Source organism: Nocardia sp. NPDC056100 (assembly GCF_042266325.1).
GTDB lineage: Bacteria > Actinomycetota > Actinomycetes > Mycobacteriales > Mycobacteriaceae > Nocardia.
Window position 1 is genome coordinate 1,753,195 of record NZ_JBHJVY010000002.1, and the last position, 19,328, is coordinate 1,772,522.

Genomic DNA, 19,328 nt, shown 5'->3' on the forward strand with positions numbered 1-19,328 from the left:
CGCGGTCAGGCGATGCTGGCTTGGCGACGCCATTCCCGCAAACCGTTGCGCAACCGGTCGAAGACCTCCAGGGGCGGCTCGGCGACTACCTCGGCCCCGGAATGGTCCAGGGGTGGGGCGAGAAATTCGGCGAAGGCGATGGCACCTGCCATCCGGTCGCGCACATCGGCCGGAACCAAATCCAGCACCAGCCCGAATTCCTCGGTCTCCTCGAGCTCGAGGTGCGCGATCACCTTGTCCGCGAACACCTCGAACTCGGTATCGAAACCCTTGTGCTCGGCACCGATCTTGTACAGCCCGTTCAGCAGGTACTTCGCCTCGTGCTCTTCGTGCAGCCGGTCGGCGACAAGCTCGGGATCGTCCAGAACGCGGCGTACCGCGGGGTGCACCACCTGTTCCTCGGCGGTTTCGTGCACCGCGAGCAATCGCACCAGGTCGGCGAATCGCGCGCGCTTCTCACTCCCGGACGAGGACCGCACCTCATCCAACGCGACTCTGATCTGCCGGTGCTGGGCCAATAGCAGGTCGATTGCCTCGTGATTCGTTTCGGACATCGAACATCCTTCGGTATCGAATGCAGGGATATCCATCGCGCTACCCATTCGATCGACACCGAAACACCCTTCGTACCGGCCGGTAGCGGCATGCCGCGGCGGAAAACCGTCCTGCGCTTTGCCTTTCGTTCGCCCGATACATCCGATCGGTAGCGGGTAGCCAGTCGATATCCATCAATCGAGTGAGAGGGGCCGGGCCATGACCCGATTCGGATACACCTTGATGACGGAGCAGAGCGGGCCGCGCGAACTGGTGCGCTATGCCGTCGCCGCCGAACAGGCCGGATTCGACTTCCTGGTCAGCAGCGATCATTATTCGCCCTGGCTCGCCGAACAAGGCCATGCGCCGCACGCGTGGACCATGCTCGGAGCGGTCGCGCAGGCGACCGAGCGCATCCCGTTCATGACGTACGTGACGTGTCCGACCCTGCGCTATCACCCCGCCGTCGTGGCTCAGCAGGCCGCGACCTTGCAGATCCTCGCCGACGGCCGGTTCACCCTCGGGCTGGGCAGCGGCGAAAGCCTCAACGAGCATGTCGTCGGCGCGGGCTGGCCGGGCCTGGACGAACGCCAGGACCGGTTGGAGGAGGCCATCGGCATCATCCGCGATCTGTTCTCCGGTAATACGGTGAGCCGCCACGGGAATTGGTATCGGGTCGACGCGGCCAAGCTCTGGGATGTGCCGCGTGAACCGGTGCCGATCGCGGTCGCGGTGTCCGGGGACCGATCGGTGCGACGCTTCGCCGACCTGGCCGATGAGATGATCACCACCGATCCCGACGCGGACCTGGTCCGAGCCTGGCACGGCGCGCGAGTGGCCGGTTCCGGTGCGCCCACGACGAGGGTGACGGGCCAGCTGCCGATCAGCTGGGATACCGACCGCGACAAGGCGATAGCCCGCGCGCACGAGCAGTTCCGATGGTTCGCCGGCGGTTGGGACGTGAACTCGAATCTGCCGACACCGGCCGCGTTCGCCGCCGCGACCCAGTTCGTGCGCCCGCAGGACGTGGCCGACACCATCGCCTGCGGTCCCGACCTCGATGCCGTCGTCGCCGCGGTGCGCCCGTATCAGGACGCCGGATTCACCGATCTGGCTCTGGTCCAGATCGGTGACGAACAGCAGGACCGGTTCCTAGCAGAGGCCGCCGGCCCGCTGCTGGCGAAACTACGTGCCGCGGACGGTGATTCCTGACACCAGCGAGCGTCTATCGGCTATTCACCCGAGATCGCCGAGTCTGCCCATGGTGTCGCGATAGGCCAATAGATGCTCGAGAAACGGGTGCGGGTCATTGTCATAGAGCTCGCGCAGGGACGCTGTATCGGTAGCCGAATCAGGGGTGGGAGGCAGATCGAGTTCGTCGAACAGCACGATCTGCAATTCGAGTTCGGAGTAGAGGTCGACGTCTCGGCCGATGACGGCGCAGGCGGCGTGCTGTGCGGCGGCCGCGGTGCCTCGTAATTGTTGCTGCAGGGGCAGGGGTGCCGAGGATCCGCGTACGGGTTCGGTCATGCGATTCATCATGGCGCGACGTGCGCCGATTCTCGGGCGACGGGCCGGTCAGGGCGGAGTTTCGCCGCCGGGCACAGTGGCCGGAATTAGTATTTTGCTTGCAATGCAGGATGCTCGCGTGCGGGCAAACGGACGAACTGCAGGAAGAAGTGGTCGATCTTCCTGACCGCCTCGAGGAATTGATCGAGGTCCACGGGCTTGGTGATATACGCGCTGGCGTGATGGCGATAACTGTTCAGCACATCGGCCTGCGCGGCGGAGGTGGTGAGCACGACCACCGGTATCGCGCACAGCTCGGGATCGGACTTGATGCGCTGCAACACCTCACGACCGTCGTACTTGGGCAGATTCAGATCCAGCAGGATCAGGCCCGGGCGCGGAGCATCGGCGAACTCGCCCGCACGATAGAGAAAATCCAGCGCCTCCTGGCCATCACGGACCACGTGCAGGACATTGCCGACTTTATTGTGCTGGAGCGCTTCTCGCGTTATCAGCTCATCACCGGCATCGTCCTCGACCAACAGGATATCGATGGGTTCACCGCGAGTAAGCACCCCTGCATACTAGGCACGGCGTAAACGACCGGCCACACCGGTCGGCAAGGTATCGACTCAATGCCCCTGCCGGACTTCGGGATCCGGCTGCTCGTCACCACTGCGGCGGCGCCATTCAGCGTAAATCACTCCCGCGCTGGACAAGAACAGCACGACACAGGCGATTCCCGCCACCGTCGCCCACCCGGCGAAGCCGTATCCGGCAGCGACGAGCGTCAACCCCAGGGCGACAATTCCCAACCCGCCCAGCACGATGCCGATGACGTTGACGCCATCCTCGATGCCTTCCCCGGCGTGATGAAGCGTGGGGCGCGGCTGCGGCGACGATTCTCCGGACGTTCGTCGATCGACCATCATGAGCAATCTCCCTTCGTAGATGAGCTCACGGCGTTGGACGCTGTGCCTCCGCGTTGAGGGTGCAGTCATCGGTGACGGTGCGTACGCCGTGAGCATCGGCCGCGACCTGAACCGAGCTCGAAACCAGGCCGAACAGTCCGACACTGTCGCCATACCCCGTCGACGCGAACCAAACCGTTCCCGGGCCACCGCGCCGACGTCAGACCAGGCCCTCCTGCTGTGCCACGGAATGACGCGGGGACCGCGCCGGCGTGAACACCTCGAGCAGGAAGTCGTCGTCGCGGTAGGACCCCACGGCGGCCAGGCCGCGATGGCCCCCGAGGATGGCGTGAACCTCATCACCTGTCAGCGGATACTCGGGCACGGGGTGACGCCAGTGCACACAGAGCACGACCCCGTCGGACTCGAGGTGGTCCAGTAGCTCGTCCACGACCGTGCGCAGGGCAGGAGCTTCGAGGTAGTAGCACACCTCGCTCAGCACGATGAGGTCGAAATGCTCTGCGGGCCAGTCATCCCCGAGTCCCCAACGCCGCAGGTCAACGGCTGCCGCCACCCCGGCCAGCCTGTCCGCCGCACGGCGCAGGGCATCGTCCACGATGTCGGTGGCCAGGATCCGATCGCAGCGCCCGGCCAGCTCAACGGTCAGAACGCCTATACCGCAACCGGGTTCGAACGCAGACCGGTAGCGCGGGCGCGGTAGCGCCGCCAGGGTGAGTGCGCGTTTGCGCTTCTCGTACCAGCGAGTGGTGAACTGCCAGGGGTCGGTGCTGGCGGCGTACATCTGCTCGAAGTAGGAGTTCGGCAGCCGAGCCGGGCTCATCGGAAGTAGGTTTCGGTCGGGCCGGTGAATCGGCGCAGGACGTGGGTCGGCACGATCGCGGCGTCGGCCGGGTCCTCGGACAACGGCAGCAGCTGACTGCGAAAGTGCGATATGGCACGACATTTCGCGGCCTGCACGGCCGGGGGCAATGTCAGCACCGCCGGTGTGCACGACCGCAGCCGCACATCGTCCGGGCTGGCCCACTGCCACATCCACACCGGGTACTGCAGCAGTTCGGTATTCGTGTCCCCACAGGCCGTGGCGGCAGCACGCCCGACCGCCTCGTGGTCCGGGTGACCGTCGTATCGCCAGGTCGCCGCACAGACCGCCCCGCCCGCGCCGAAACCATCGAGCAGCGCACGCAGTTCGTCGGTCAACGCGTCTTCGTGCGCGGCGATCTCGCCATCGGGCAGGCCGAGGCGAACGGGCGCACCGGCACCCAGCTCCCTTGCGGCACTGCGGGCTTCGTCGATGCGAATCGCGGCCAGTCGGGAAGGGCTGTGCGAGGGGGAATTCGGATGGGACGCCTCGCCGTCGGTGACATTGACGATGGTGATCGCCGTGCCGGCCGCGTGCGCCATCGCCACAAGTCCACCCGCACCGAGCGTTTCGTCATCGGGATGCGCGGCCACGACGACCAGATGCGGCGCCCCCGGAAGCGGCAGGGGTGCGCGGTCGCGCCGCCACTGCTCCCACCGCTCCTCGGGAACACCGGTGGCCCGCACGTCGATCACAGGTCCGGCCATGGGAATTCCTCTCCCGCGACGTCGCGGCCGAGGTCGGCCAGATCGACTTCCGCGTGACTTTGACGCACATACACCGTGAGGTCGGCGACCCGCCTCGCATGCTCGGCATCCATGCACAACGGCCCGGCACCCACAGCGCGACCGACACGATCCACCGTCGTGGTTGCCGCGTCCTCGACCAGGGCACGAACGGTCCGGGCGCGGATACGCGCGGGTCGGCTGTCGCCGCGGGGATCGGCGTCGATGTCCGCCGCCGCCGCGGCCAACGCCAGTCGCGCGGCACACAGGGCAGCGGTCACCGCGCCCAGATGCGCCAGTGCGTGCTCATCGGCCCTGCCCTTGGCCGCACGCTCGTGCAATGGCCGGGCCACTTGGCAGGCACTGCCGTACCAGCACGCCGCCACCCCGATCGCGCCGTGCCAGAACCCGGGGCGGTCCAGATAGGCGCCCGGCGCACCCACCTCCGTAGCCGTAGCGCCGTTGAAATCCACCGCGCCGGAATCGGATTCGCGCATTCCCACCGCGTGCCAACTATCGGGCACCGGTCGGATCGCGGGCTGGGACAATGACACCGCGAAAAGGCGGCGCTGCTGTCCATCACGGGCGGTGACCAGTGCGTGGCTGCAGATGCTCGCACCCGAGCACCACGGCTTGCGCCCTTCGAGCACCCAGCCCGCGGAGCCCGTGCGAGCGCGCAGTACCGGCTCGGGCGGCTCGGCCGCCCAGACCCCCCAGAGCTGCCCGGTCACCGGTGGCCGCCCACCCAGTTCGTGCAGGATCGCGGCCGCGTCGGCGTGCGCCTCGACCATGCGCCCCAGCACGGTGTCCTCGGCACTCGCTGCCGCGAGTGCACGAAACCGCTGCAGCGTCATCCCGCTGCCGGGGAAAGGGAGGTCCAGGCAGCCCGAACTCGACAGCTGGCGCAGCCGCTCACGGAGGTCACGGGAGCGCTCACGCACTTTCGGCTCCCGGTGCATACGAGGACTCCAGTCGCCGCAGATGTGCGGCGAACCCGCCGGGCGCGCGGCCGAATCGCCGCCCCGACGTCGCCGCCACGACATCCTCCGCCCAGGCCACTCGCGCGCCCAAGGCGGTCGCCCGGCGCACGAACTCCACGTCCTCGCCGGAGCTTCGCGGTTCGAATCCTCCTGTGCGCCAATAGGTATCGGCTCGGAAACCGAGACTCGCACCATGCACATGACCGGCCGCGCGTCCCATCCGGTACGCCCGCTCGTAGCGAGCGCGCACCTGCGGGGTGTACTGATCCCACTCGGTCACCGTGACAACCCCGGCCACGACCTCCGCACCGGCATCGGCGTACCGCAGCTGACGATCCAGCCAATAGCGATCGACACGGGAATCCGCGTCGGTGGTGGCGAACCAGGTGCGGGCACCGCGATCGGCGCCCGCCGCGGCGAACCCGGCGGCACGGGCGATCCCGACATTGTGCGCGGTCACGGTGCTGACCTTCGCCCCAGCGGCCTCGGCGATCGATGCGGAGTCGTCGGTGCACGCATCGAGCACCACCTGAATGCGGACCGGGACACTCACCTGCTCCGCGCACCGATGCAGGGCATCGAGGCAATCCGGCAGCAGTTGCTGTTCATCACGGGCCGGGACCACGATCACGACATCGTCTATCGCGCGCGGGCCGGGCACGGCGACCTCCGGGATGATCATGCTTGCGGTCTACCCGCGAGGTCCGTCGACAAACGATCCACGGGGGGAGATTGCCGCGCCGCCGACTTCGACGGCGTTCCCGACTCAACGGTGTATTCGGAGATGGTCAGGACTACGCCGGGTGGCCAGGTGTCAGATCCGCGACCGCGTGGAATCGAAGACTCGTAGTCGTCGCGGGCTCCGCCGCGGTGGGCGACAGCACGAACCCGACGTGGTCGCCGAAGTCGGAGGTCTGCACGATCTCACCGGTGAACCAGCCCGCCGCGCCCGCCAGAATCGGTAGCCGGTGCGGCCCCTGCTGCCATTCGCAATGCTCGAATTTGTCTATTTCCGAACCGGTTTCGGCGCCGAAGAGCTCGGCCAGCGCGGTGGCGTCCGCGCCGAGCAGATGGACGGCCAGATGCCTGGCTGCCTCGGCGATGCGATAGGTGTGGTTGACCTTGGACACGCAGACCAGGAAACGACGCGGTTCGATGCTGACCTGCGAGGCGAAGCCGACCAGACAGCCCGCGCGCTGATCACCGGCGACCGCGGTGACCACCCACATCGGGCCGTCGGCCTGGGCCAGGACGGCATCGAAATTGCGTGCGATCCTCGAAAGATCCTGTGACATCGGCACCTCCCGCTGTTCGACAAGTCCGATGACACTCAATCACGAGCGAGCGGGCCTGCGAAGTTTTCGGTGGCTGGTGTCGCACAGCGGGTAGGTGCGGGACCGCTTGCACAGGCACAGCGCCACGACGAAGCGGTCCGAGCGGATGACGGTGCCGTCATCGGTGACCAGTTCCACCGGGCCCGCGATCAATGCGGGCCCCTCACGGGTCAGTGTGACGCGGCGGTATTCAGTAGCCTCTGATTCGGCGGGCACAGCGCATCACCGATCCTTTCCTCCGATGAAAACGATGGGAGCAGCGAACTCTGGCCGGCGCGCCAATGATGGTGCAGCACAAGTTCGTTGAAATGGTCCTCCAGCAGGTTCGAAGCCTGGATTCCGAACACCACCGACTCGGTCAACTCCGGCTCGGCCGCGAGCAGGTTGCCGACGACTTCGCGGCGCATGACCTGTTCGTGGACCGCGTCCGCCTCGACATGCTCGGCGTAGAACCGCTCACACGCCGGATCGGCCTCGAGCCGGCGCAGCGCCGCGAGCATTCGGCGCGCCGACGGGGAGGAGGTGATCTCCGCGGCGGTGAGCTGCCCGATCAGCGCACCACGCAGATCGCGATGTAATCCGAACAGCGACATCAGGTTCACCAGCGCGAGCATGGGCGCGGGCACGTCATCGAGGTAGTGCAGATAGCCCGGGTTCAGTCCGGCTCCGGTGAGCAGATCGGCGTACAGCCGCGCATGCATGCGGTCGGCATGGCCGCTGCCGAACTCGTCGAATTCGAGCGCCACCAGCGCGGCTTTGGCCGCCCCGTGCAGGCGCGGGATCACCCAGGCGTGCGGATCGGCTTCCTTGTGGTGATAGATCGAGCGGTGAATCAAGAATTCGCGCAGTTCCGGCCATTCGCCTTGCTCGGCGAGATAGCGGGCGATCCCGTCTTCGGGCTCGATCAACAATGCGGCGATCTCGCCCTCGAGGTCGACCCCGCCGGTGACGTCCTGCCGCAACGTGGTCAGGAACCGCTGCTCGAGACCCGCGCGCACCCGCAGCAGGTCCGGATCCCATTCCCAGCGAGGATCGACGAATTCGACACCGCGATAATGCAATTCGTAGCAGGTGTGCAACGTCAGATGCAGGTCGTCACCGTAAGGCGCTGCCGTGGAGGCGATTCGAAGCAGTTCCTCGACCACGTCGCCGTCGAGCTCGGCGTCGCCGCGAAGCACGCCGATGACTCCCTGCGACAGTGGCCCACGGGGCGAAGGCAATACCGATATCTCGGATGGGGTCTCGTACATAAACACTCCTGTTGGTTCCGCGGGCTGCGGGTCTTGCCGCTCTACCCCGGCTCGAACGGTATGAATCATGGGCCGAGGGCCGGCATCGGTTCGGGCACGCTCGCACAGCCGAGGCGGAACGAATCCACCAGCCCGGCCAGGCCCGAACGCGCGGCGGCGCGTTGGCGATCGGCACCGGTGCCCGCGAATCGCAGTGTGCGCAGCAACCGATGCGCCAGATCGAGATCGCCGAGCTCCTCGAGTTCCTCGGAGATCCACTCGACCATGCGATCGAGCAGGTGTATCGCGGGGACACGAACCCCCTCGACCGGATCGACCGCGCGACCGGCGAGCCCGAACCGGGCCGCCGACCATACCGCGGCCGCACCCAGCTGGGCATCGAATCGCGGACCCTCGATTCCGGCGGCCAGTTCGTGAACGGCCTTGTGCACCAACCCGCGCGACAGCACGGCTTGCAGGATCGCGTCATCGACCGTCGCGGCGGTGTCGACGGCGCGAATCTCGACGGTCGGATAGGCATCCGAGGGCCTGGCCAGCCAGAACGACATATGGTCATCGACCAGCACACCGCAGTCGATCAGCGTGGCGATTCGCTCGTCGTAGTCCGCGGCCGAGCCCGTGTACGGCGGCAGGCCGAAGCCGGGAAATCGGCTCTGTTCGGCGATCCGCCAAGAGTCGTATCCGGAGTCGCGGCCGCCGTGAAACGGTGAATTGGCTCCCGCCGCAATCAAAGTCGGCAGCCACGGCCGCAGGTGATTGATCACCGCGACAGCGAGATCGCGCGACTCGACCCCGACATGCACGTGCGCGCCGCACGCGGTATAGCTCCGCATCGCACCCTCGAATCGATCCTGGATACACGCGTAGCGCTCGGCCATCGCCGCGTCGGGCGCGAGCTCCCAGCGTCGCGGCGCGGTCCCGATCGGCACCACCGCCACCCCGCACTCGCTCGCCGCCGCCGCCAATCGCTCCCGTGCACCGACCAGTTCGGCGCGCAACCCGGCCATATCGGTATGGACCGCGCTGACGGCTTCGACTTGGATCGGTTGCAGTTCGGGTTCGAACCGCAGCGCCCCGGGCGCGGGGTTGGCGCGCAACCAGCCGAGAACGGCCTCGGCTTTCGGCTGCGCCGCCCCGTCCGCGTCCAGGAGCAGGAACTCTTCTTCGAAACCCATTGTGCGCGTCGCTCGCATCGGGACCGCTCTTTCGCCGCAGGGTTGATGACCTGGCCATACCCCGACAGCGATCTTGGAAACAGTCGCACGCTCGCACATCGTGTGTTCTCGAGCATGATTCGGCCGGGACGAGCCGGGTATAGCGAGTGAACCCAGTTGAGCCGACGCCCAGGAGTTGCCGTGCCTCTACTAGCCGTGCCCACGCCCGCACCGCAGCTCGCGCGCCGCGACGATGCCGGACCGGACGACCGTATTCACGGAACCGTGCTGTGGTTCGACTCCGCGAAGGGATTCGGCTTCCTCGCCTCCGATGATCAACCGGACCGGAACATATTCGTCGAGCATTCCTGCATCGATCAACCGGGATACCGCACGCTGTCCGAAGGGCAAGCGGTCCTGTTCCGCTTCGAACGGGACGCACGAGGCGCACGCGCTACGTGGGTGCTCCCCCGCTAGTTCCTCGCTCGCAGATCCACGCCACAGATGACGAAAAGTATTGATGCCGACCAGGTTCCGGACGATCCCACCGATTTGACCGGACACTCGTGGTGGGGTGTGCTGCGGCGCACCATCCGAGAATTCGATGCCAATAAGCTCACCGATTGGGCGGCGGCATTGACCTATTACAGTGTGCTGTCCATCTTTCCGGCCCTGATCGTGGTGACTGCCGTGCTCGGGCTGCTCGGCCCGGCATCGACGCAATCGCTGATCGACACCGTTCGCGCCATCGGCCCCGGGAGCGGCACCGCGCTGCTGGTCGATGCCATCGAGCAACTCCAGGGCTCACGCTCGCTCTCCAGCGGTCTGGCCATCATTGGCCTGGCGACCGCACTGTGGACCGCGTCGGGATACCTGGGAGCCTTTATCCGAGCAACGAATTCGATCTACCACACCCCCGAAGGCCGCCCGCTGTGGAAGACGGTGCCGCTGCGTCTGGGCTTGACCGCGCTGATGGTGGGCCTGATCGCGGTCTGCGCGATCGGGACCGTCTTCACCGGCTCGCTCGCCGAACGAGCCGGGCGCTGGCTGGGCTGGGGGTCGGCGGGCGTGCGGGTCTGGGAAATCGGCAAATGGCCGGTGCTGGTCGTGCTGGTGACCCTGGTCATCGCGCTGCTCTACTGGGCCGCCCCGAACGCTCGCCAATACGGCTTCCGCTGGCTGACCCCGGGTAGTGCGCTGGCGGTGCTGATCTGGATCGCCGCATCGGCCGGATTCACCCTCTACATCAGCTTTTTCGGCTCCTACAACAAGGTGTACGGCTCACTCGCCGGAGCGGTGATCTTCCTGGTCTGGCTCTGGCTCACCAACCTCGCGGTCCTGCTCGGCGCACAGTTCGACGCCGAACTCGCCCGCGGTCGCCGCATGGAACAGGGCCGCCCAGAACACGCCGACCCCATCCTGCCGCCCAGGGACGAACCCGGCCCCGAACCAGACTCCTGAGTCCGAAAAACGCTTGGACCTGCACAATCAGATCCGTCGGGGCGTAAAATGTGAATTGCTACGCGGGCTCGGCTGTTTTGCCCGGCGACTCAATGGCGAGCGGCGGGGCACGTCTGGCCGGCGCGGCAGTGGGAAGCGAGCCCCCGCGAATGGCTGGCCGAGCGCCCCTTGCGGGCAACCGCAGGGGGCGTTTCGACGGCCGCACGAAATCCACCGACGGCACGCTCCAAGATGATTGGATGGGCCGGATCTGATACCGATACCCGGAGGAAGGATATGTTCGAGTTGATCATCTGCCGTGGCACGATTCCCGATCGGAGTTCACTCCCGGGCACCGGGGATGCGCGATGAGCGGCGAGGCGGCGGAGTTGACCCTCGGCACCCGCAATGTCGGGGCCGCACTGGTGTTGTCCGCGTCCGGCGAGATCGATGTCGTCTCGGCGCCGAAACTGTCCGCGGCATTGGCCGAAGCGGCGGCTTCGGAATCGCCGGTGCTGGTCGTCGATCTCGCGCAGGTGCGATTCATCGGTTCGGTCGGATTGAGTGTGCTGCTCGAAGCACGGGAATCGGCCTCGAACCGCACTATGAAAGTGGTGGCGTCCCCGCAGGTCCGACGGCCCATAGAGATCACCGGGCTCGATATCGCGCTCGATGTCTACGACAGCCTCGACCAGGCCCTCTCGGACGCCTGACCGATTCGAGCTCGAAAAACCTTTCCCAGCGAAAATGGACAAACCACATACGTGGGCTATTTGTCGCGCGCGGGAAACATTTCCTGTGCTTTGGTTTTGACTCCCTGGGCGATGAGGTGCCAGCCGCCGGGGTCGCCGCGCAGGATCGCTTCGGCGGTGTCCTTCATCTGCTCCCAGGTGGCGTGCGGGGGAATCGGCGGTACCTCGGGATCGGTGCGGAAGTCGAGCAGGATGGGGCGATCGGCCGCCAGGGCGGTCTCCCACGCCGGGCCGACCTCATCGGCGGAGTCGATTTCGATGGCGGCCAGACCGGCGCTACGGGCTACGTCGGCGTAGGAGATATCCGGAAGAGTTTGCGACTCTTCGAATTTCGGTGCGCCGCCCATGGAGCGCAATTCCCAGGTGACCTGGTTGAGGTCGTTGTTGTGGAAGACGCACACGATCAGGCGCGGGTCGCTCCAGCGATCCTGATAGCGGGCGACGGTGAGCAGTTCGGCCAGTCCGTTCATCTGCATCGCACCGTCGCCGACCAGGGCGACGGCCGGGCGGTCAGGGTGGGCGAACTTCGCGCCGAGGGCGTAGGGTACGGCCGGTCCCATGGTGGCCAGCGTTCCGGACAGTGAGCCGCGGATATCGCCGCGCATTCGCAGACACCGCGCGTACCAGTTCGTGGATGAGCCCGAATCCGCTGTGACGATGGCGTTTTCGGGTATCCGTTGCGACAGCTCCCACACCACGCGCATGGGATTGACCGGCTTGGCGTCGAGCATGGATTGGCGTTCGATCGTCTGCCACCAGCGCACGACATTCTGCTCGATTTCCAGTGACCAGGCCCGATCGGGTTTCGCGTGCACCAGCGGAATCAGCTCCGCCAGTGTGGCTTTGGCGTCACCGACCAGATTCACCTCGGTGGGATACCGCATTCCGATCATCGCGCCGTCGATATCGATTTGGACGGCCCGCGCCTGACCGAAGTCCGGCATGAACTGGGTGTAGGGAAAGTTCGATCCGATGATCAGCAAGGTGTCACAGTCACGCATGAGCTCATAGCTGGGCCGAGTGCCCAACAGTCCGATAGAGCCTGTGACATAGGGCAATTCGTCCGAGAGTACGTCCTTGCCCAGCAGCGCCTTGGCCACCCCTGCCCCGGTCAGATCCGCGATGCGCTTGACCTCCTCGGCAGCGCCGCGCGCGCCCTGACCGATCAGGATCGCCACGCGAGAGCCAGCGTTCAGAATCTCCGCGGCACGCTCGATCTGATCCTGCGGCGCACGAATCACGGACGTGGAGAACGGGTCCGGAGAACTCGACGGCACCTGTTTGAAGTCATGGGTTGGCGGCTCATACGGCTCTTCCTGCACATCGGACGGGATGATCACCGCGGTCGGCGCACGCCGTGCGGCGGCGGTCCGGAACGCGCGATCCAAGGCATTGGGCAGCTGGCTCGAAACATTCACCTCCACCAGATAATCCGAGGCGACATCCTTGTAGAGGTTCTGCAAATCCACCTCCTGCTGATAGCTCCCGCCCATCGCGCTGCGCGCGGTCTGCCCGACAATCGCCACCACCGGCACATGGTCGAGCTTGGCGTCATAGAGCCCATTGAGCAGATGAATCGCCCCCGGCCCGGACGTGGCGACACACACGCCCACCTTCCCACTGAACTTGGCATACCCGGCCGCCGCGAAGGCCGCCATCTCCTCATGGCGCACCTGAATGAACGCGGGATCCCCGTCTGCGCGCCCGAATGCGGCAATCAACCCGTTGATCCCATCCCCCGGATACCCGAATACCTGCTCGACCCCCCATTCACGCAGCCGCTCGACCACATGATCGCCAACCTGTCGCGTCATGATCTCTCCCGTCCTTCGTGCCCGGCACCCATCAGCGGCGTGATACCCGCATCGCTACGCGGCAATCACCGCGTATCTCGACTCCGGTCCGAATCGCCGCTAGTGAAAAACGTCGATGTTTTCAGATAACGATCGGCATGTGCCACAGATCACTTGTGTAACACCGTGTCGCGCTCACACCCGCGATGACCGGCATCGAATTGGCCCGATCGGCAGTTAACGGCCCATAACGGCCCACCCATGACGGTTGCCATCAGGTAGCTGTGATGTTGTCCTTGAACTCTGGATCGGAACCTTCACTGGCGAAGGATTTGGATCCGGATTCACCGAACCGCCGGGACAACCGATGCGGAACCGAGGAGTCGATTCACCGACGCGTGAGGAGAAATGCCGTGTCCATCAGCGAAACCAATGATGTCGTCGTTGTCGGGGGCGGCTCGGCAGGTGCCGTACTTGCCGCCCGATTGAGTGAGGATCCGGCACGGTCGGTGCTGCTCCTCGAGGCCGGGCCCGCTTATCCGCCGGACGGGTATCCCGAAAGTGTTTCGTCCCCAGCCAATTTGGGGGTGTTCACCGGGCACGACTGGGGGTACCACTCCGAACCGGGATACATCGGGCGTCCGATCGAGACGTGGCGCGGCAAAGTGCTCGGTGGGTGTTCGGCGGTGAACGGGTCGGTGGTGGCGCGGGCGCGGCCCGCCGACTTCGATCGTTGGGCCGCAGCGGGTTTGAAGGGCTGGTCGTTCGAGGAGGTGCTGCCCACGTTTCGAGCGCTGGAATCCACTACCGCCGGGGAGGACGAATGGCATGGGCGCAGCGGGCCGTTCCCGGTGCGGCAGCTCGGATTGGACGAGGTGAGCGCGATGCAGCGGGCGTTCGTCGAATCCGCCTTGGCGATCGGGCTTCTCGCGGTTGACGATTTCAACGGTCGCGACGCGCACGGGGTCGGACCGTATGCGATGAACGTGATCGACGGGGTGCGGGTCAATACCGGGATGGCCTACTTGACCGAGGCGGTTCGCGCGCGGCCCAATCTGACGATCCGGGACAACGCGCTGGTCGATCGCGTGCTGTTCGACGGCGAACAGGCCGTGGGGGTCAAGTTGGCCGACGGTAGCGAGATCGGCGCGGGTGAGGTGATCGTGTCCGCCGGTGCGTACGGCAGTCCCGCGATTCTGATGCGTTCGGGTATCGGGCCGTCCGAACAGCTTGGGGTGCTGGGAATTCGGGCGGTGGCCGATCTGCCGGTCGGGGTGCGGTTGTACGACCATCCGTTCTACTACAACGCCTATGCCGCTGACCCGGAGCGGATAGGGGATCCGTATCCGGTGATCGGGGCCAAGGTGTGGACGGCCAGCTCCTCCGCGACTCCGGGTGAGCTCGATATCCATATCACCGCAACGCATCTGGTCGATCAGGCACTGAGCTCCACCGGATCGGCATTCGTGCTCGCGGTCGCGCTCACCCGCCCGGTGTCGCGCGGCACGCTCACCCTGGTCAGCCGCGATCCGACGGTCGCGCCGCGCATCGATCTGAATTTCCTTGCCGATCCCCATGATCGGTCTCGCATGCGCGATGGCATCGAATTGGCTCGCAACATCGCCGCACAGTCACCGTTGGCCGATCTCATCGATCACGAGATCGCGCCCGGGGCGAATGCGAGCACCGATGACATCGAGGCTTCGATGCGCGAGACGCTCGATACCTACCACCACCCCACCTCGACGATTCCCATGGGCGGCCCCGACGATCCCGATGCGGTCGTGGACCACCTCGGCCGCGTACGTGTGGTTTCCGGATTGCGGGTGGTCGATGCCTCGATCTTCCCCGACGTCCCGTCCGCGGCCACCAACACCACGGTGATCATGGCCGCCGAACACATCGCCGCCCAACTCTGACCGGAGTCCGCTTCGAACAGGAGAAACCATGGCAGACAACCGATTATCTCCCGGACGCCACTTCATTGACGGACACCTGGTCGACGGCCCCGCCACGACGTTATCGTTCGCCCCCGCGTCCGGGACCGTGCTCGGCCATTTCGCCGACGCCGACGAAACCACCGCGCAGACCGCGATCGATGCCGCGCGCCGGGCGTTCACCGAGTCGGACTGGACCCGGGACCGGGAACTGCGCTCACGTGCGCTGTTCCAGTTGGCCGATGAAATGTCCACGCGGCGTGCGGAACTCATCGACCTGCTGGCTCGGGAGAACGGGAAGATCCTCGCCGAGGCCGCATTCGAGATCGATCTGGCCATTCCCAAGTTGCGTTATTACGGGGCGCTGGCACTGGTCGAAGGCGGGCGCGCCGCCGAGGTCAAACCCGGGCTGTATTCGATGACCCTCACCGAACCCGCCGGAATCGCCGGGGTGATCGCGCCCTGGAATTCCCCGATCGTGTTGTCGGTGCGCTCATTCGCACCAGCCCTGGCCGCGGGCTGCCCCGTGGTCATGAAACTTCCCGGCCAGACCGGTTTGGTCAATGGCCTGCTCAACGAAATCTTCGCAGCCACAGCGGCATTGCCGCCGGGCGTGATGAACAGCTTCACCGAATCCGGCAATGCCGCTGCGCCCCTGCTGGTCTCCTCACCGCATGTGGAGGTGGTCAGCTACACCGGCAGTACCCAGGTCGGCCGCATGATCATGGCCCAGGCCGCGGCCCAATTGAAAACGCTCTCACTGGAATTGGGCGGCAAGAGCCCCATGCTCGTCTTCGACGACGCCGATCTCGACGCGGTCGTCCCCGCGCTGACCAAAGCCGTCACCACGTTCACCGGCCAGTTCTGTATGACGGGCAGCCGCATCCTGGCCCAGCACGGTATCGCCGATGAATTGCGTGAGCGCATGGCCAAATCCCTCTCGGCGGTTCGGGTCGGCCCGGGTGAGGATCCCGCCAGCGATATGGGTCCGATGATCGATCGCCCCAATGCCGAACGCGTGGATCGCATGGTCGCCGAGGCGGCCCGCTACGCGAGCGTCATCGAGCGCGGCGGTCTGGTGAACCCGCATTCCGATGCCCTCGACGCCTACTACCGCCCCAGCCTGGTGGAGGTCGACGACACCACCGCGCCGATCGTGCAGCAGGAGGTCTTCGGCCCGGTCGCGACGTTCGAGCTCTTCGACGATGAGCACACCGCCGTCACCATGGCCAACGCCACCGAATACGGCCTGGCCGCGAGCATTTGGACCCGCGACGTGGACCGGCCACTGCGCGTCGGCCGCGAACTACAGGCGGGCACCGTCTGGACCAACACCTGGGCCATCGTGCACGACCAGTTTGAAGAGGGCGGCTTTAAACAGAGCGGCGTCGGCCGCCTCAATGGCCTGCGGGCACTCGAGGAATTCCAGGAGATCAAACACCTCGTGCACGCCGCCCCGCGTTCGGCATGAACGCCCAGCTCTGCGGACAGCCACCAACTCGCGTGCCGCGCTGGAAACAAGCGGTCGCCTCCGGATTCGCGATCTTCCCGATCGCCTTGTTCGGCAACACAATTCTGATCCGGCTGCTCGGCGATCTACCGGTCGTGGTGCGCACGATCCTGTTCGTGTGCGTGTTCAGCACGGCCATGACCTATTTCGCCGTCCCGGCGGTCAACCGACTGCTGCGTTCCTGGCTGCACCCGCACCTCACCGCTCGCCCCGCGCGAGTGCGCGCGATTCGACGATCGAGGCGAAGGACAGCGGTAGCCGAGAGGGGCCGCGCAGGGTGACATGTTCGCGATACGGCGGCTGCTCATCGATCAGGCGCGGGTCGCGGACACGGCGGGCGAAACACCGCAGCGCGACAGCGGCTTCGAGGCGGGCCAGTGGAGCGCCGAGGCAGAAGTGCTGTCCCAGACCGAAAGCCAGATGCCGGTCCCCGCGTGCGGGATCGAACCGGTGCGGGTCGGGGAACACTTCCGGATCGCGGTTGGCGGCAGCCAGCAGCAGCACCACGAGATCCCCGGCGGCGATATCGATGTCGGGCAACGCGATGGCCTCGCGGGCGATGCGCGGAACCAGCTGAACCGGAGGGTCATAACGCAGGCTCTCCTCGATCACCGAGGTGACGAAGGCTGGTGCGGTGCGCAGGATGGCCAGATGGTGGCGGTGCCGGAGCAGGGTGAGCGCGGTGTTGGCAATGAGGTTGACGGTGGTTTCGTGTCCCGCGATCAGTAGCAGGGCACAGGTCGCGATCAGCTCGCCATGGGTGAGCGCGTCCCCGGATTCTTCGGCGGCGATCAGCGCCGACAGCAGATCCTCCCCCGGCCGGGTGCGGCGATGACGCACGAGTTCTTCGAAATAGTCGTGCAATTCATTGTTCGCACGGACCATCTCACCCGGATCCGGGCGGCCCGCACCGGTGGCCGAGATCGGGTCCAGCGCCCGAGCCAACTGCATCGACCAGGCGCGCAACCGGGGCTCATCCTCGAGGGGGACACCGAGCAGTTCGCAGATCACCGTGATCGGCAGCGGGTAGGCGAGATCGGCGACGAGGTCGAATTCCTCGCGTTCGGCCGCGCGGTCCAGCGCCGCATCGGCGATCGCGGTGATGCGCGGCTCGAGACCGCGCACGACCGCGGGGCTGAACGCCTTGGCCACCAGTTTGCGCAGGCGAGTGTGGTCGGGGGCATCGCGGAACAGCATCGACGCCGTCCCGGACAACTCACCGGCCCGGTCCCCCGCCAGGTCGTGGACAGGTGTGGAGCCCAATGGGATCGAGGCGTGATGCCGCTCCACGACGGCCGCCCTATGGCGCAGGATGGTCGTGCAGTCCCGATGCGAGGACAGCACGACCACCGGAGTCTTACCGAGCCGGATCGGCCCCTGCTCCCGAATCCGGTCGTAGAGCGGGTAGGGGTCCGCGCGCTGGGCAGGGTCCAGGAGTCCGGCAAAGAACCCGGGGTCCGGTGGTGTGCTGGTCATGGTTCCGCCGATGAGGTCAGCCGTGCCCGATGGCACGGTGGGTGAAGGTCGGTGTGGTGCCGGGGTTCAAGCGTGCGCCGGTCAGCTCACTGGAGGGGAAGAATTGCCGAAAGCGTGAATCCCGCTGGGACACATCGGCAATGGTCTTCTCGATCACCAGCGAGTTGTACTGCTCGTAGGTGGTCTCGATGGTGTTGGCGTTGAGGATCACCTCGTGGCCCCACGAGCGGGCCGCGCGGGACACACCCGGGATACGGGAGTGCTCGGGGGTGAGACACTCTGCGGCGATGGCATTTTCGCTGATCGCCCAGATTCCGGTGTCGGTGTTCAGGACGAGGGATTGATTGCCCATGGCATGCCCGGGCGTGGCCAGCAGCGCGACGCCGGGACCGAGCAGCACGCTGCCGTCCAGAGGAGTGATCTTCTCCGGCGGTACGTCGACGAAGGTGGCGGGCTGGTACCAGGGCCGCTGGAACGGGTGCAGATCCGCCATCGCCTCAAGCTCATCGCGCTGAGCGAGCAGGGTGGCGTTCGGAAATGCCGCCGCCACGGGCGCGTTCGGGCTGATATCGGCTTGCGGGCGGGTGGTGCCGAGCCAGCGCCGCACGTCCTGGGTATGCAGATGATCGAACGCCAGGTAGTCCACCTCGGCCGGATCGATCCCGGCTGTGCGGCAGGCGCTGAGCACATCGGTGTACTCATGGACGAACAGGTTACGCAGCGGGCCCGGCGTATATCGCTGGAGCTCGGCGAAATACGGTGTGTAGGAGTCGAGTTCGTGATCGCTCGGTTCGAACAGCAGGGTGCGGCGGGTGCCGTCGGTGTCGGTCCAGCGCACGATGAGCATGCGATTGACAATGGTGAGGAACGGCGTCGGGCTGATCGCGGCGCGGAACAGCCCGTACCCGGTGGGGTACGGCAGTGAGATCAGATCGTGGGTGCGCACCGAATCCGGTGTGCCGGTGGCGGCGAACTCACCGCGGAAATCCAGTGCGGCCGTGCGGGATGCGCGCAAGCGCGGGCCGAAGCCACCGGGTGCGGTGAGCGCCTTGTCGAAGGTGTCGATGCGGGCGAACGGTGCGGTGGTGGCCGGTCGCGGAATGGCGAGCGGTTCGGTGGCGAGGCGTTCGGCGATGCTCATGC

Annotated in this window: 21 protein-coding genes; 6 read left to right on the forward strand and 15 right to left on the reverse strand. The window is 66.2% G+C overall.

All coding sequences use genetic code 11. The annotated features are described in order from the left end of the window. Positions 1 to 5: 5 nt before the first annotated feature. Positions 6 to 554, reverse strand: a complete 549-nt coding sequence (locus ACFC0O_RS20500) for a hemerythrin domain-containing protein (protein ID WP_375960048.1) — start codon at positions 552 to 554, stop codon at positions 6 to 8. Between the two features lie 199 nt (positions 555 to 753). Here ACFC0O_RS20500 and ACFC0O_RS20505 point away from each other — a divergent pair, with 199 nt between their 5' ends. Continuing rightward, positions 754 to 1,746, forward strand: coding sequence for a TIGR03557 family F420-dependent LLM class oxidoreductase (locus ACFC0O_RS20505; protein ID WP_375960050.1), 993 nt, complete (start codon positions 754 to 756; stop codon positions 1,744 to 1,746). 24 nt (positions 1,747 to 1,770) lie between these two features. Here ACFC0O_RS20505 and ACFC0O_RS20510 read toward each other — a convergent pair whose 3' ends face one another. The 11 genes from ACFC0O_RS20510 to ACFC0O_RS20560 all read right to left on the reverse strand — a co-directional run bounded on the left by ACFC0O_RS20510 (position 1,771) and on the right by ACFC0O_RS20560 (position 9,316). After that, positions 1,771 to 2,064: a hypothetical protein gene (locus ACFC0O_RS20510; protein WP_375960052.1), complete on the reverse strand. Its 294-nt coding sequence runs from the start codon at positions 2,062 to 2,064 to the stop codon at positions 1,771 to 1,773. An 86-nt stretch (positions 2,065 to 2,150) separates the two neighbouring features. After that, positions 2,151 to 2,618 (reverse strand): response regulator, encoded by a 468-nt coding sequence (locus tag ACFC0O_RS20515; protein WP_375960054.1) that lies wholly within the window; start codon positions 2,616 to 2,618, stop codon positions 2,151 to 2,153. Positions 2,619 to 2,675: 57 nt separating this feature from the next. Beyond that, positions 2,676 to 2,975 carry a hypothetical protein gene (locus tag ACFC0O_RS20520; RefSeq protein ID WP_375960056.1) on the reverse strand — a complete coding sequence of 100 codons (300 nt, stop codon included), beginning with the start codon at positions 2,973 to 2,975 and terminating at the stop codon, positions 2,676 to 2,678. Between the two features lie 199 nt (positions 2,976 to 3,174). Next, a complete protein-coding gene (locus ACFC0O_RS20525) occupies positions 3,175 to 3,795 on the reverse strand; it encodes a class I SAM-dependent DNA methyltransferase (protein ID WP_375960058.1) in 621 nt (206 codons plus the stop codon). After that, a complete protein-coding gene (locus tag ACFC0O_RS20530) occupies positions 3,792 to 4,541 on the reverse strand; it encodes a PIG-L deacetylase family protein (RefSeq protein WP_375960060.1) in 750 nt (249 codons plus the stop codon). The genes ACFC0O_RS20525 and ACFC0O_RS20530 overlap by 4 nt, the downstream gene beginning before the upstream one ends. Next, positions 4,526 to 5,518 carry an acyl-CoA dehydrogenase family protein gene (locus ACFC0O_RS20535; RefSeq protein WP_375960062.1) on the reverse strand — a complete coding sequence of 331 codons (993 nt, stop codon included), beginning with the start codon at positions 5,516 to 5,518 and terminating at the stop codon, positions 4,526 to 4,528. The genes ACFC0O_RS20530 and ACFC0O_RS20535 overlap by 16 nt, the downstream gene beginning before the upstream one ends. Beyond that, the gene (locus ACFC0O_RS20540; RefSeq protein ID WP_375960064.1) at positions 5,493 to 6,221 is read right to left on the reverse strand and encodes a glycosyltransferase; all 729 of its coding nucleotides are present in this window, start codon (positions 6,219 to 6,221) and stop codon (positions 5,493 to 5,495) included. The genes ACFC0O_RS20535 and ACFC0O_RS20540 overlap by 26 nt, the downstream gene beginning before the upstream one ends. A 112-nt stretch (positions 6,222 to 6,333) precedes the next feature. Next, positions 6,334 to 6,834, reverse strand: a complete 501-nt coding sequence (locus ACFC0O_RS20545) for a flavin reductase family protein (protein WP_375960066.1) — start codon at positions 6,832 to 6,834, stop codon at positions 6,334 to 6,336. Positions 6,835 to 6,873: 39 nt separating this feature from the next. Further along, positions 6,874 to 7,026: a CDGSH iron-sulfur domain-containing protein gene (locus ACFC0O_RS20550; RefSeq protein WP_364644286.1), complete on the reverse strand. Its 153-nt coding sequence runs from the start codon at positions 7,024 to 7,026 to the stop codon at positions 6,874 to 6,876. A gap of 17 nt (positions 7,027 to 7,043) precedes the next feature. Further along, positions 7,044 to 8,123 (reverse strand): iron-containing redox enzyme family protein, encoded by a 1,080-nt coding sequence (locus ACFC0O_RS20555; protein ID WP_375960069.1) that lies wholly within the window; start codon positions 8,121 to 8,123, stop codon positions 7,044 to 7,046. A gap of 65 nt (positions 8,124 to 8,188) precedes the next feature. Next, positions 8,189 to 9,316, reverse strand: coding sequence for a YbdK family carboxylate-amine ligase (locus ACFC0O_RS20560; RefSeq protein ID WP_375960071.1), 1,128 nt, complete (start codon positions 9,314 to 9,316; stop codon positions 8,189 to 8,191). Positions 9,317 to 9,478: 162 nt separating this feature from the next. On the opposite strand from ACFC0O_RS20560, the gene ACFC0O_RS20565 reads away from it, so the two are divergent. The 3 genes from ACFC0O_RS20565 to ACFC0O_RS20575 all read left to right on the forward strand — a co-directional run bounded on the left by ACFC0O_RS20565 (position 9,479) and on the right by ACFC0O_RS20575 (position 11,430). Further along, positions 9,479 to 9,754, forward strand: coding sequence for a cold-shock protein (locus tag ACFC0O_RS20565; RefSeq protein ID WP_375960073.1), 276 nt, complete (start codon positions 9,479 to 9,481; stop codon positions 9,752 to 9,754). Between the two features lie 27 nt (positions 9,755 to 9,781). Further along, positions 9,782 to 10,738: a YihY/virulence factor BrkB family protein gene (locus ACFC0O_RS20570; RefSeq protein ID WP_375960075.1), complete on the forward strand. Its 957-nt coding sequence runs from the start codon at positions 9,782 to 9,784 to the stop codon at positions 10,736 to 10,738. Between the two features lie 347 nt (positions 10,739 to 11,085). Then, entirely contained in the window at positions 11,086 to 11,430 is a 345-nt protein-coding gene (locus ACFC0O_RS20575) for an STAS domain-containing protein (protein WP_375960077.1), read from the forward strand. Between the two features lie 56 nt (positions 11,431 to 11,486). Here the strand turns inward: ACFC0O_RS20575 and ACFC0O_RS20580 are convergent, their stop codons facing one another. Beyond that, on the reverse strand, positions 11,487 to 13,283 hold the full coding sequence (locus ACFC0O_RS20580; protein ID WP_375960079.1) for a thiamine pyrophosphate-requiring protein: 1,797 nt from the start codon (positions 13,281 to 13,283) through the stop codon (positions 11,487 to 11,489). Positions 13,284 to 13,675: 392 nt separating this feature from the next. Between ACFC0O_RS20580 and ACFC0O_RS20585 the strand changes: the two genes are divergently transcribed. Beyond that, positions 13,676 to 15,181, forward strand: a complete 1,506-nt coding sequence (locus ACFC0O_RS20585; protein ID WP_375960081.1) for a GMC family oxidoreductase — start codon at positions 13,676 to 13,678, stop codon at positions 15,179 to 15,181. Between the two features lie 28 nt (positions 15,182 to 15,209). Further along, the gene (locus ACFC0O_RS20590; RefSeq protein ID WP_375960083.1) at positions 15,210 to 16,670 is read left to right on the forward strand and encodes an aldehyde dehydrogenase family protein; all 1,461 of its coding nucleotides are present in this window, start codon (positions 15,210 to 15,212) and stop codon (positions 16,668 to 16,670) included. Between the two features lie 237 nt (positions 16,671 to 16,907). Here the strand turns inward: ACFC0O_RS20590 and ACFC0O_RS20595 are convergent, their stop codons facing one another. Then, positions 16,908 to 18,185: a cytochrome P450 gene (locus ACFC0O_RS20595; protein WP_375960085.1), complete on the reverse strand. Its 1,278-nt coding sequence runs from the start codon at positions 18,183 to 18,185 to the stop codon at positions 16,908 to 16,910. Between the two features lie 16 nt (positions 18,186 to 18,201). After that, entirely contained in the window at positions 18,202 to 19,326 is a 1,125-nt protein-coding gene (locus tag ACFC0O_RS20600) for a hypothetical protein (protein WP_375960087.1), read from the reverse strand. Positions 19,327 to 19,328 lie beyond the last annotated feature (2 nt).

Excerpts from the sequence above, each read along its gene's own strand:
- ACFC0O_RS20500 (WP_375960048.1), bottom strand. The coding sequence starts at position 554 with ATGTCCGAAACGAATCACGAGGCAATCGACCTGCTATTGGCCCAGCAC.
- ACFC0O_RS20505 (WP_375960050.1), top strand. The coding sequence starts at position 754 with ATGACCCGATTCGGATACACCTTGATGACGGAGCAGAGCGGGCCGCGC.
- ACFC0O_RS20510 (WP_375960052.1), bottom strand. The coding sequence starts at position 2,064 with ATGACCGAACCCGTACGCGGATCCTCGGCACCCCTGCCCCTGCAGCAA.
- ACFC0O_RS20520 (WP_375960056.1), bottom strand. The coding sequence starts at position 2,975 with ATGATGGTCGATCGACGAACGTCCGGAGAATCGTCGCCGCAGCCGCGC.
- ACFC0O_RS20525 (WP_375960058.1), bottom strand. The coding sequence starts at position 3,795 with ATGAGCCCGGCTCGGCTGCCGAACTCCTACTTCGAGCAGATGTACGCC.
- ACFC0O_RS20530 (WP_375960060.1), bottom strand. The coding sequence starts at position 4,541 with ATGGCCGGACCTGTGATCGACGTGCGGGCCACCGGTGTTCCCGAGGAG.
- ACFC0O_RS20535 (WP_375960062.1), bottom strand. The coding sequence starts at position 5,518 with ATGCACCGGGAGCCGAAAGTGCGTGAGCGCTCCCGTGACCTCCGTGAG.
- ACFC0O_RS20540 (WP_375960064.1), bottom strand. The coding sequence starts at position 6,221 with ATGATCATCCCGGAGGTCGCCGTGCCCGGCCCGCGCGCGATAGACGAT.
- ACFC0O_RS20545 (WP_375960066.1), bottom strand. The coding sequence starts at position 6,834 with ATGTCACAGGATCTTTCGAGGATCGCACGCAATTTCGATGCCGTCCTG.
- ACFC0O_RS20555 (WP_375960069.1), bottom strand. The coding sequence starts at position 8,123 with ATGTACGAGACCCCATCCGAGATATCGGTATTGCCTTCGCCCCGTGGG.
- ACFC0O_RS20560 (WP_375960071.1), bottom strand. The coding sequence starts at position 9,316 with ATGCGAGCGACGCGCACAATGGGTTTCGAAGAAGAGTTCCTGCTCCTG.
- ACFC0O_RS20570 (WP_375960075.1), top strand. The coding sequence starts at position 9,782 with ATGACGAAAAGTATTGATGCCGACCAGGTTCCGGACGATCCCACCGAT.
- ACFC0O_RS20575 (WP_375960077.1), top strand. The coding sequence starts at position 11,086 with ATGAGCGGCGAGGCGGCGGAGTTGACCCTCGGCACCCGCAATGTCGGG.
- ACFC0O_RS20580 (WP_375960079.1), bottom strand. The coding sequence starts at position 13,283 with ATGACGCGACAGGTTGGCGATCATGTGGTCGAGCGGCTGCGTGAATGG.
- ACFC0O_RS20590 (WP_375960083.1), top strand. The coding sequence starts at position 15,210 with ATGGCAGACAACCGATTATCTCCCGGACGCCACTTCATTGACGGACAC.
- ACFC0O_RS20595 (WP_375960085.1), bottom strand. The coding sequence starts at position 18,185 with ATGACCAGCACACCACCGGACCCCGGGTTCTTTGCCGGACTCCTGGAC.
- ACFC0O_RS20600 (WP_375960087.1), bottom strand. The coding sequence starts at position 19,326 with ATGAGCATCGCCGAACGCCTCGCCACCGAACCGCTCGCCATTCCGCGA.